11 protein-coding genes are annotated in these 11,803 nt (G+C 63.0%); 10 read left to right on the forward strand and 1 reads right to left on the reverse strand.

The genetic code is table 11. The features are described from left to right. Positions 1-8: 8 nt before the first annotated feature. The 3 genes from K3F49_RS04840 (at position 9) to K3F49_RS04850 (ending at position 2,363) form a co-directional block, all read left to right on the forward strand. The gene (locus K3F49_RS04840; protein ID WP_234679749.1) at positions 9-362 is read left to right on the forward strand and encodes a c-type cytochrome; all 354 of its coding nucleotides are present in this window, start codon (positions 9-11) and stop codon (positions 360-362) included. Beyond that, positions 359-1,297 (forward strand): substrate-binding periplasmic protein, encoded by a 939-nt coding sequence (locus K3F49_RS04845; RefSeq protein ID WP_234679750.1) that lies wholly within the window; start codon positions 359-361, stop codon positions 1,295-1,297. The genes K3F49_RS04840 and K3F49_RS04845 overlap by 4 nt, the downstream gene beginning before the upstream one ends. A 640-nt stretch (positions 1,298-1,937) precedes the next feature. After that, complete coding sequence (locus K3F49_RS04850; RefSeq protein ID WP_234679751.1) at positions 1,938-2,363, forward strand: hypothetical protein; 426 nt, start codon at positions 1,938-1,940, stop codon at positions 2,361-2,363. Positions 2,364-2,402: 39 nt separating this feature from the next. Here the strand turns inward: K3F49_RS04850 and K3F49_RS04855 are convergent, their stop codons facing one another. After that, complete coding sequence (locus K3F49_RS04855; protein ID WP_148771114.1) at positions 2,403-3,371, reverse strand: helix-turn-helix domain-containing protein; 969 nt, start codon at positions 3,369-3,371, stop codon at positions 2,403-2,405. Positions 3,372-3,882: 511 nt separating this feature from the next. Between K3F49_RS04855 and xoxF5 the strand changes: the two genes are divergently transcribed. The 7 genes from xoxF5 to K3F49_RS04890 all read left to right on the forward strand — a co-directional run bounded on the left by xoxF5 (position 3,883) and on the right by K3F49_RS04890 (position 11,758). Then, a complete protein-coding gene (gene xoxF5 / locus K3F49_RS04860) occupies positions 3,883-5,688 on the forward strand; it encodes a lanthanide-dependent methanol dehydrogenase XoxF5 (protein WP_234679752.1) in 1,806 nt (601 codons plus the stop codon). A gap of 111 nt (positions 5,689-5,799) precedes the next feature. Beyond that, positions 5,800-6,288: a c-type cytochrome, methanol metabolism-related gene (locus K3F49_RS04865; RefSeq protein WP_234679753.1), complete on the forward strand. Its 489-nt coding sequence runs from the start codon at positions 5,800-5,802 to the stop codon at positions 6,286-6,288. A 61-nt stretch (positions 6,289-6,349) separates the two neighbouring features. Continuing rightward, complete coding sequence (locus K3F49_RS04870; protein WP_234679754.1) at positions 6,350-7,459, forward strand: S-(hydroxymethyl)glutathione dehydrogenase/class III alcohol dehydrogenase; 1,110 nt, start codon at positions 6,350-6,352, stop codon at positions 7,457-7,459. A gap of 33 nt (positions 7,460-7,492) precedes the next feature. Continuing rightward, positions 7,493-8,053 carry an S-(hydroxymethyl)glutathione synthase gene (gene gfa, locus K3F49_RS04875; protein WP_234679755.1) on the forward strand — a complete coding sequence of 187 codons (561 nt, stop codon included), beginning with the start codon at positions 7,493-7,495 and terminating at the stop codon, positions 8,051-8,053. 624 nt (positions 8,054-8,677) lie between these two features. After that, the gene (locus K3F49_RS04880; RefSeq protein WP_234679756.1) at positions 8,678-9,130 is read left to right on the forward strand and encodes a (2Fe-2S)-binding protein; all 453 of its coding nucleotides are present in this window, start codon (positions 8,678-8,680) and stop codon (positions 9,128-9,130) included. 1 nt (position 9,131) lies between these two features. Beyond that, on the forward strand, positions 9,132-11,444 hold the full coding sequence (locus K3F49_RS04885; protein WP_234679757.1) for a xanthine dehydrogenase family protein molybdopterin-binding subunit: 2,313 nt from the start codon (positions 9,132-9,134) through the stop codon (positions 11,442-11,444). A gap of 53 nt (positions 11,445-11,497) precedes the next feature. Beyond that, a complete protein-coding gene (locus K3F49_RS04890) occupies positions 11,498-11,758 on the forward strand; it encodes a hypothetical protein (RefSeq protein ID WP_234679758.1) in 261 nt (86 codons plus the stop codon). The last annotated feature ends 45 nt before the right edge of the window (positions 11,759-11,803 follow it).

Genomic DNA, 11,803 nt, shown 5'->3' on the forward strand with positions numbered 1-11,803 from the left:
AAGACACGTTGAGAGACATAGCTCACAAGACGGTGGCGATCCTCGCCACCGTCGCGGTGCTGACGGTCGCGCTTGCGGCGACCGTTCGTGCCGCGGATGATCCGAACGGCAATCCGCTGCAGGCGCAAATCGACCACGGCAAGTCGACCTATGCCGAAAAATGCTCGCACTGCCACGGCCCCAACATGATGAATTCCGGCACGATCACGCCGGACCTGCGCGCCTTTCCCGACGACAGGACGCGCTTCGTCACCACCGTCAAGAACGGCAAGAACAACAAGATGCCGCCCTGGGGTGACATCCTCAACGATGACGAGATCGGCGATCTCTGGGCCTTCATCTCGAGCCGGAGAAAACCATGAGAGATCGGCTGGCAGCACTCGGCCTCGCGATCATGCTCGCAGCACCGGCGACCGCGACCTGGACGTCAGCTTGGGCGGCAGATCCGTTGAGCATCTGTCTCGACGAGGACCGCCCGCCGCTCTCGGCGCATCACCGGGGCAAGCCGGATTCGGGCTTCGACGTGCTGCTGGCACAGGCGATCGCGGACCGGATGGGGCGCCCTCTCAAAATCCAATGGTTCGAGAGCAAGCTGGACGAGGATTCGAGCCCGCAGCTCGAGGCCAATGCGCTGCTGTCGGACGGCCGTTGCTCACTGGTTGGCGGCTACGCGCTGACGACGGATTCCCTCGTCAAGCCCGGCCTGAAGACGGCGCGCTTGCCGGATTTCGCGGGCGCCACGCGCGATGACCGGCGCCGCCGCGTCGCGCTCGGCGAGCTCGCGCCGAGCGGGCCTTACGTTTATTCGCCGATGACGGTGGTCCTCGGGCCGAAGGCGCGCGATCGCAAGATCGGCGATATCGGCGACCTCGCGGGCCTGCGCCTCGCGATCGAAAGCGGATCGCTCGGCGACGCCATCCTGATGACCTTCGACAAGGGACGGCTGATCGACAACATCACCCATCTCGTGCCCACCCGCGACGACCTCATGGGCGCGCTCGATCGCGGCGATTATGACGCGACCCTGATTGATCTCGCGCGCTACGACGCGCACCGCGCCGCGCATCCCGACACGGCGATAGCAGCCTCCGGCTATTATTACCCGATCGGAGCCAATCGCGGCTATGTCGGGCTTGGCAGCGATCCTGCCTTGATCGAGGCCGTCAACAAGGCGCTGACGGATCTCGCGACCGAGGGCAAGATCGCCGAATTCGGCAAGCAAGCCGGCCTGACCTATCTGCCGCCGCGCGAGCCGGCGATCCTCGGGGACGTCTGGACGAAGATCATCCAGCGGTGAGGTGGGCTCCCGTGTCCCCGACGCGCCGGGGCACGAGGCGAAAATCTTCGCGCAAGGCTGCGTCAGCATCGTCATTGCGAGCGTAGCGAAGCAATCCAGAGTCCTTCCTGAGAGGGACCCTGGATTGCTTCGTCGCAAGAGCTCCTCGCAATGACGGAGTGCGGAGCAGCGGCATCAACTCGCCTGACGGCGCCTCAAACCGTATGATGCGCGCTTCATCCGTCCTTTCGGTGCCCCGTGAATTCCCCCACCGTCTCGCCCCCCTCAACAAGCCTGCGCGATGTCCTTGCCCGCGAAATCAAGCGCGGCGCGCTGATCGTCGTCGGCCCGTTCGTTGCCGCTCTCGCTATATCGTCGGCTTCGGCCTGCGCTGCTTCTTCATTGCGCTCGCTGCATCCTTTGCCGGCGGCGCCAGCGGCATAGCGGAGGAGCGCGTCGCCAATGTGATCACCGGTGGCGCGTTCGGTCTCATCGCGGTGGCACTGACCGACATCGTCTGGCAGCGCGTGATGCGAAAAGGTGGTTCGCCCCCTTCGCGTCCGACCAAAGCCTAGTGTCGCAAGCGCCATGGCCGGCTATGATCATGCGGTGCCGCCGGAAGCCCCTTGCGTTGCCCTCCCGAACGAGAAAGGCCGTTCGCATGAGACCCGATGCCGTCGCCGTGGCCGCCCTGGTCATCCTGCTTTTTCCGATGGGCTATTTCCTGCTGGCGTCGCCCGCTTTCCTGCTGGTGAGGCTCGACATCCCGCCCGTCACCCAGCTATTGCGCGGGATGTTCAACACCCAGTTCAGAATGGTGAGCGTCGCGGGCATCGTCGGGACGGCGGCTTTCATCTTCGCCGGACGACCGCTGTTCGCGGCAGGCATTGGTCTGATTGCAGTCCTCGCGATCCGAGGCCGCCCGTGGTTCATGCGACAGATCGACGACCAGCTCAGTGCCAGAGATGCAGGCGATGCGAACGCGGTGCGCCAGCTGCGTCGTTTGCATTGGAAAGCAATGCTGTGCAACGCGGTGCTGGTCGCCGCTCTCGTGGCCAGCATTCCCTACGTCGCCATATCAGCGTGAGCGGATCGGAAGTGCGACGAGCCGCAGCGTGAGGCCCGCTTAATTCTCGTCCACGGCAACAGCGCCCTGTTGCCCCTTGTGGATCGAGGACGGCACCACGCCGAAATATTTCCGGAACACGCGGCTGAAATGCGATGAGCTGGAGAAGCCCCACGAGAACGCGACGTCGGTGATGGTCTTGCCGCCGTGGGCCTCGAGCTCCTGGCGGCAGTTCTGCAGGCGAGCCTGCCAGATGTAATCGCTCACCGTGGTGCCGCGCTCCGAGAACAGCATGTGCAGATAGCGCTTGGAGCAGCCGAGCTCGGCGGAGATCTGGTCGATGCACAGATCGGGATCGCGCAGGTGCTCGCGGATGAAAAATTGAGCACGCACATACATCGCCTCGGGCCCGACCCGATCGAACATCGTGTCGGCTTCGCGCAGCGGCAGCAGCAACAGGTCGATCAGCGAATCGGCAACACCGACCGCGCTGTTGGCCGACAGCTTCGCCGCCTCGTCGAACGTGGCATGGACGAAATCATGGGCGATCCGTCCCGTCCCCGTCTTCGCCGACAGCTTGCAGGCCGGCATGCGTTGCGACGGGAAACCGCGATCGCGCAGCAACGCCTTCGGAACGATCACCACGTCGTGCCGCGTGAAGGCGGGACTGACGATCAGATGCGGGCATGAGACGTCATAGGCGATGATGTCGCCAGGGTTCAGCTCGATGTGGCGGCCTTCCTGCTCGAAGTAAGACACGCCGTATGTCTGGAAGTGAATTTTGATGTACGGGTGCTCATTCGCCTTGGCGCGCGCCAGCGTGTGCGCGATGCGATGCTGGCTGACCTCGATCTGACAGAGCTTGAGGCGCGACACGCTGGTGTAGTCGATGCGCCCTTCGAGCGAGGATGCTTCCAGCGGATCGACATCGAAGTGCCCGCACAGACTCGTCAGCCCGTCGATCCAACTCTGGATCTGTCGCTTCGGCGTCAGTCCGGTCGTCGAGAGCGTGTGAATTGTGTCGGACATTAATCCAGCCACTGGTGATACCCGGAGATTCGACGCGAATCGCGGCCAGCGCCCGCTGGAGCCCTCAGCCATGATTGCGTGACGTTTACCTCAAATTTGGCGGTCTTTTGAAACGAGCGCCATCGTTCCTTTGCCACCCTTGAACGTTAATCCTCCGCCTTAGTTGCACCGCCGTCAAGGGGAACCTGAGCGCTGCGCGCGGCACCGGGCCGCACGGAAGCCGCTGAATTCGCTACCGCAAAATCAAAAACTTTGCCGCCGTGCGCTGTCGAGCAAAGCGGGTTCACTCTTGGGCAAGTTTCCTGTTGGCGAAGTCGTTAGGGATTGCGGCAGGAACAAAAAGAACGGGCCGCTCCTGCACGTGGACCCGTAGCTCTCATCGGAGGAGGAAACAGCACGCATCGTTTCTGGTCCCCAACGTGACCGCCCTGCACGAGCAGACGCCGGACGAGAAGCCCGGTGATTGAGCAATGCTTCGGAAACAATAAACGAGACCAACGGAGGAATGACTATGCGCAAGGTACTACTGGCGACCTTTCTTGGCTCCGCGGCAGCTCTCGCCGTCGGCAGCGCGTCAGCCAACGACGAGCTGATCAAGATGTCGCAGAACCCGAAAGATTGGGTGATGCCGACCGGCGACTATGCCAACAGCCGCTATTCCAAGCTGAACCAGATCAACGCACAAAATGTCGGCAAGCTCCAGGTTGCCTGGACCTTCTCGACCGGCGTGCTGCGCGGACACGAAGGCGGTCCGCTGATCATCGGCAACATGATGTACGTTCATACGCCGTTCCCGAACAAGGTCTACGCCATTGACCTTTCCAACGAGAACAAGATCGTCTGGAAGTACGAACCGAAGCAGGATCCGAACGTCATCCCGGTGATGTGCTGCGATACGGTTAACCGCGGCCTTGCTTTCGGTGACGGCAAGATCTTCCTGCATCAGGCCGACACGACCCTCGTCGCGCTCGACGCCAAGACCGGTCAGGTTGCATGGACCGCCAAGAATGGCGATCCGAGCAAGGGTGAGACCGGCACCTCGGCACCGATGGTCATCAAGGACAAGGTGCTGATCGGCATCTCCGGCGGCGAGTTCGGTGTTCAGGCCCACATGAGCGCGTACGACATCAAGACCGGCAAGCTGGCCTGGCGCGGCTTCTCGGAAGGTCCGGATGATCAGCTCCTGGTCGACGACAAGACCACCGCACTCGGCAAGCCGATCGGCAAGGACTCCAGCCTGAAGACCTGGCAAGGCGATCAGTGGAAGATCGGCGGCGGCGCGACCTGGGGCTGGATCTCCTACGATCCCGAACTGAACCTCGTCTATTACGGATCGGGCAACCCCTCGACCTGGAATCCGAAGCAGCGTCCCGGAGACAACAAATGGTCGATGACGATCTGGGCACGTAACCCGGACACCGGTGTGGCCAAGTGGGTCTACCAGATGACGCCCCATGACGAATGGGACTATGACGGCGTCAACGAGATGATCCTCTCGGATCAGTCGATCAACGGCCAGCCGCGCAAGCTGCTGACGCATTTCGATCGTAACGGTCTCGGCTACACGCTCGATCGCACCAACGGCGAACTGCTGGTTGCCGAAAAGTACGATCCGAAGGTGAACTGGACCTCCGGCGTCGACATGGACAAGAACTCCGCCACCTATGGCCGTCCGAAGGTGCTCGACGCAGCTTCGACCGACAAGGCCGGCGAAGATCACAACGTGAAGGGCATCTGCCCGGCCGCGCTCGGCACCAAGGACGAGCAACCGGCAGCCTACTCGCCGGACACGCAGCTGTTCTACGTTCCGACCAACCACGTCTGCATGGACTACGAGCCGTTCAAGGTGAGCTACACCGCGGGCCAACCCTATGTGGGTGCGACGCTCTCGATGTATCCGCCGCAGGGCGATACCCATATGGGTAACTTCATCGCCTGGGACGGCAAGACCGGCAAGATCGTCTGGTCGAACAAGGAGCAGTTCTCGGTCTGGTCGGGCGCGCTCGCAACCGCCGGCGGCGTGGTGTTCTACGGCACGCTCGAAGGCTACCTGAAGGCAGTCGACGCCAAGACCGGCAAGGAGCTCTACAAGTTCAAGACTCCTTCCGGCATCATCGGCAACGTCACCACCTATGAGAACGGCGGCAAGCAGTATGTCGCAGTGCTCTCCGGCGTGGGCGGCTGGGCCGGCATTGGTCTGGCAGCTGGCCTGACCGATCCGACCGCAGGTCTCGGTGCAGTCGGCGGCTACGCCGCGCTCAGCAACTACACGGCACTCGGCGGCACGCTGACCGTGTTCTCGCTGCCCGCGAACTAGCCTCACCTTCGTATCGCTCCGGCGCGTGGATCAACTCCACGCGCCGGCTCGTCTCCACCGAACGCCTTCGAGGAACACCTCTTGCATAAAATTTGCTCTATCATTGCTGCGATGATCTTCGTTGCGTCCGGAGGAATTGCTGTCGCGGACGGCTCGGGTGACCCGACCGCCGTCAAGCAGAACGAAACTGGCGAATGGCTCGATAAGGACGGTAACCCGACTTACAAGATCAACGGCGACTCCGTCGACTGGTACACCTATTCCGGATACCGCCGCTATCACTCGGACTGCCATGTGTGTCATGGCCCGGATGGCATGGGCTCGACCTATGCGCCCGCGCTGAAGGATTCGCTCAAGACGATGAACTATGCCGACTTTCTCGGCGTCGTCGCCTCGGGCCGCAAGAACATCTCCACCGCCTCAGAGAACGTGATGCCGGCCTTCGGAGATAACCCGAATGTCGCCTGCTACATGGACGATCTCTACGTCTATCTGCGCGCCCGCTCCAACGAGGCCTGGGGCCGCGCCCGTCCCGGAAAGCATGAGGACAAGAACGACGCCTATACCAAGAACGAAGACTCGTGCATGGGCAAGAAGTGAACGTTTGCAGCCCGGCCGAGACTCACGTCTTGGCATCCTGCGAGAATTTGAGGAGTTACCGATGAAGACACGTGCCGCCGTCGCTTTCGAAGCCAAAAAGCCGCTCGAAATCGTCGAAGTCGATCTGGAAGGGCCGAAGGCCGGCGAAGTCCTGGTCGAGATCAAGGCGACGGGCATCTGCCATACCGATGCCTACACCCTCGACGGTCTCGACAGCGAGGGAATCTTCCCGTCGATCCTCGGCCATGAGGGCGCCGGCATCATCCGCGAGATCGGCGCGGGCGTGACCTCGGTGAAGCCGGGCGATCACGTCATTCCGCTCTACACGCCGGAATGCCGTCAGTGCAAAAGCTGTCTGAGCCAGAAGACCAATCTCTGCACCGCGATCCGCGCGACGCAAGGCAAGGGCGTGATGCCTGACGGCACCAGCCGCTTCTCCTACAAGGGCAAGCCGATCTACCACTATATGGGCTGCTCGACCTTCTCCAACTTCACGGTGCTGCCCGAGATCGCGGTGGCGAAGATCCGCGAGGACGCCCCCTTCGACAAGAGCTGCTATATCGGCTGCGGCGTCACCACCGGCGTCGGCGCCGTCGTCAACACTGCGAAGGTCGAGCCGGGCTCCAACGTCGTCGTGTTCGGCCTCGGCGGAATCGGGTTGAACGTGATCCAGGGCGCCAAGATGGCCGGCGCCGACAAGATCATCGGCGTCGACGTCAACGACTCCAAGGAGGAATGGGGCCGCCGGTTCGGCATGACCGACTTCGTCAATCCGAAGAAGATCACGGGCGACATCGTCCCGCATCTGGTGACCTTGACCGACGGCGGCGCCGACTACACCTTCGACTGCACCGGCAACACCACGGTGATGCGCCAGGCGCTGGAAGCCTGCCATCGCGGCTGGGGCACTTCGATCATCATCGGCGTCGCCGAAGCCGGCAAGGAGATCGCAACCCGTCCGTTCCAGCTCGTCACCGGCCGCAACTGGCGCGGCACCGCCTTCGGCGGCGCCCGTGGCCGCACTGACGTGCCGAAGATCGTCGATTGGTACATGAACGGAAAGATCCAGATCGACCCGATGATCACCCACACGCTCAAGCTCGAAGACATCAACAAGGGCTTCGAACTGATGCACGAAGGTAAATCAATTCGTTCAGTCGTCGTGTTCTAGCTCGCAAGCGTCACACCCAAGGAGGATCGACCCATGACTGCACTCCATCCCTCGATCGACAACGGTCTCAAACAAGGCACCGGCCATTTTGCCGGCGGTACACTCGCCTGCAAATGCAAGGACCATCAGGTCAAGGTCGGCATCAAGGGCGACGTGGCACACAACCACGCCTGCGGCTGCACCAAGTGCTGGAAACCGCAGGGCGCGAACTTCTCTGTGGTCGCCGTGGTGCCGCGCCAGAATCTCACCGTGCTCGAGAACGGCGACAAGCTCCAGATCGTCGACGCCTCGGCAGTGATCCAGCGCCACGCCTGCAAGGCCTGCGGCACGCACATGTATGGCCGCATCGAGAACAAGAACCATCCGTTCTACGGGCTCGACTTCGTCCATCCGGAGCTGTTCCAGGAGCAAGGCTCCCAGGCACCGCAGTTCGCCGCCTTCGTCTCCTCGGTGATCGAATCCGGCGTGAAGCCCGAGCAAATGGCCGGCATCCGGTCGCGGCTGAAGGAAATCGGGCTCGAGCCCTATGACTGCCTGTCACCGGCGTTGATGGATGCGATCGCGACCCACGTGGCGAAGGCCAAAGCCGCCTGACAAGGCCGCCTGAAATTGCCCGTTCCCTCGCCGATCGCCAGCGAGGGAACGGACAGCTCTCTAATGATTTGCGGCGAGTTTGCCGCTGTGCACTTTGCGTATGCGAGCGCGTTCCGCTCCCTCAGTCCTGGTCTCTGAATGACTGCGCAGTGCCGCCCTCTTCCTGCTTGAAGTCAGCGCGCCTTGCGATTCTCCCTCCCTCGACTGGGGAATACTGCTTCGTCCGCCCAGTCCCTCTGGCGGACGAAGCTTTTTTCACCGCCCCTCAGATCTGCAGTTGCCTCATCGCGCGAAGTGCTGCCGCGCCCTGCTTTTGACAAACCTTCGTTGCAATCTTTTCCCGTCGAGAACAGCTCGTTAAGAACACTTGGCTGTGAACGCCGACCCGGCGCGATTTCTGCTACGATCTCGCCGTGATGATGCCGCGCGACATTCAATCAATTAAGAACAAAACGGGAGGTATCGAACACATCCGCACATGACGATTCGCATTTCAGCTTCCCGCCGGGATTTGCCCGAAGAGGATAACAGGCGGAGATGCGGCGGCACGACGTACGGACCATTTCGCCGAGCGACATCGGCAAATCCTGAAATCATCGAGCTTATGAAGAGCGAGGGACGATCATGATCAAGGTGAAGATCAACGGCCAGGAACAGAGCTGGGACGGCGACCCGGATCTCCCGCTACTCTGGTTCCTGCGCGACGAAGCCGGGTTGACCGGCACCAAATTTGGCTGTGGCCAAGCCCTGTGCGGCGCCTGCACCGTCATCGTCGACAAGGAGGCGGTCCGCTCCTGCATTACCTCGATCAACGACGTGGCGGGGCGCGAAATCACCACGATCGAGGGGCTGCATCCTGACGGCGATCATCCCGTCCAGAAGGCCTGGCGACAGGTCAATGTTCCCCAATGCGGCTTCTGCCAGGCCGGCCAGATCATGCAGGCCGCAGCGCTGTTGATGGACAATCCAAAGCCGTCGCATGACCAGATCCGCGAGGCGATGTCCGGTAACATCTGCCGCTGCGGCTGCTACCAGCGCATCGAGAACGCCGTCCACCTCGCATCGACGGGAGTGTGACATGAATTTCATCGACAATCCGCGGAAGCTTCGTGGCTTCGAAAAGAATCTGAAGGTCGAGAAGGTCTCGCGCCGCAGCATCCTGAAGGGGCTCGGCGTCACCGGCGGCTTCGTGCTCGCCGCCCCCGTGATGTCGCGCCAGGCCTTTGCCTATGAGACCGGCGCCGGCAAAATGCCGCATGGCGTCGTGGTCGATCCGCGCGTGTTCGTCGCGGTCGCGTCCGACGGCACCGTCACGATCCTCGCCCACCGCGCCGAGATGGGCACCGGCGTGCGCACCAGCCTGCCGCTGATCGTGGCCGAGGAGATGGAGGCCGACTGGTCCAAGGTCAAGGTGGAGCAGGCCCATGGTGACGAGGTCAAGTTCGGCAACCAGGACACCGACGGCTCGCGCAGCACGCGACACTATTTGATTCCGATGCGCCAGATCGGCGCCTCCGCCCGCACCATGCTGGAACAGGCGGCGGCAAAACGCTGGGGCGTGCCGGCGACCGAGGTCAAGGCGGTCAATCACGAGGTCGTTCACAGCGCCAGCGGACGCAAGCTCGGCTTCGGCGAGCTCGCGGCCGACGCCGCCAAGGAATCGGTGCCAAGCATCGAAGGCCTCAAGCTGAAAGACCCGAAGGACTTCCGCTATCTCGGCAAGGGCCAGGTCAGCATCGTCGATCTCCACGACATCACCACCGGCAAGGCGCGCTATGGCGCCGACGTGCGACTGCCCGGGATGAAATATGCCGTGATCGCCCGCCCGCCGGTGACTGGCGGCAAGCTCACCTCGTTCGATCCGGACGCGGCCCTGAAGGTGCCCGGCGTCGAGAAGGTAATGCAGGTGCGCGGCTGGCCGTGGCCGTCGAAATTCCAACCGCTTGGCGGCGTCGCGGTGATCGCGCGCAACACGGGCGCTGCGATCAAGGGCCGCGACGCGCTGAAGCTCGTCTGGGACGACGGCGCCAACGGCAAATACGACTCGGTCGCCTTTCGCAAGGAGCTCGAGGAGGCCTCGCGCAAGCCGGGCCTCGTGGTGCGCCAGGAGGGCGACGCGGACGCCGCACTGAAGACCGCCGCCAAGGTCGTGATCGGCGAATATTACCTGCCGCACCTCGCTCATGTCAGCATGGAGCCGCCGGTCGCGGTCGCCGACGTCAAGGGTGACAAGGCGGAGATCTGGGCACCGGTGCAGAGCCCAGGCGGCACCCGCGAGGATGTCGCCAAGACACTCGGCATCCCCGAGGGCAACGTCACCGTCAATGTCACGCTGCTCGGCGGCGGTTTCGGCCGCAAGTCGAAATGCGACTTTGCGCTCGAGGCCGCGCTGCTGTCGAAGGAGCTCGGCGTCCCGGTGAAGGTGCAATGGACGCGTGAGGACGACCTCCATCACGACTTCCTGCACACCGTCTCGGCGGAGCGGATCGAGGCGGGTCTGGACAAGGACGGCAAGGTGATCGCCTGGCGCCACCGCAGCGTGGCGCCGACCATCGCCTCGACCTTCGCTGCCGGAGCCAAGCACGCGGCGTCGTTCGAGCTTGGCATGGGTCTCGTCGACATGCCGTTCGAGATCGCCAACATCTCCTGCGAGAACCCGGAGGCCGCCGCGTTCACCCGCATCGGCTGGTTCCGCTCGGTCTCGAACATCCCGCGCGCTTTCGCGGTGCAGTCGATGGTCGGCGAGATCGCGAACGCAACTGGCCGCGACCAGAAGGAGACCTTGCTCGCACTGATCGGCAGTCCCCGCATCGTCAAGCCCGCGGTCAAGGACCTCTGGAACTACGGCGAGCCCTATGACAGCTACCCGATCGACACCGCGCGTCTGCGCAAGGTGGTCGAGCTGGTCGCCGAGAAGGGCGAATGGGGCCGTCAGGTTCCGAAGGGCCACGGCCTCGGCATCGCCGTGCACCGCAGCTTCGTCAGCTACATCGCGACCATCGTCGAGGTGGCCGTCGACGACAAGGGCAAGCTGACGGTGCCACGGGTCGACACCGCGATCGACTGCGGCACCTATGTCAACCCCGAGCGCATCGCCTCGCAGATCGAGGGCGCCGCGATCATGGGCCTGAGCCTCGCCAAATATGGCGCGGTCACCTTCAAGGACGGCAAGGTGGAGCAGAAGAATTTTGACGACTTCCAGGTCGTCAGGATCGACGAGGCTCCGCTGGTGACCAATGTCTACATCGTCCCGCCGGCATCAGACACACCGCCGAGCGGCGTTGGCGAGCCCGGCGTGCCGCCGTTCGCACCTGCGCTGATGAATGCGATCTTCGCGGCCACCGGCAAGCGCATCCGCGCGCTTCCGATCGGCAAGCAATTGGAGGCTTGACGGAACAGACGCGGCCTCGCGCCGTTTCTCTTCGATCTGACAGGAGCAGATCGATGACCAACATTCAAAAGGCGCTCGCAGTCTCGCTGTCGAGCGCCTTTCTTTTGACCACTGCGGCCGCGTTCGCCCAGAGCAGCAACACGACGCCGCCGACCACGGCAACGCGCCCCACGACGCCGGAGCAGAATTCGCTTCCCAACGCCAGCGCCCCGCCCGCCTCGACCACGCAGACGACCGGGCAGAGCTCGACTGATCCGAAGGTTCAGGAGATGAATCAGGCGGAGAAAGACAAGGTGGATAGGCAGGGGAAGTAGTGGCGTTCGCGCACACGCAAGATGCGGCGGACGTTGCCGTCCGCC

The sequence above is a fragment of the Bradyrhizobium monzae genome (genome assembly GCF_021458635.1).
GTDB lineage: Bacteria > Pseudomonadota > Alphaproteobacteria > Rhizobiales > Xanthobacteraceae > Bradyrhizobium.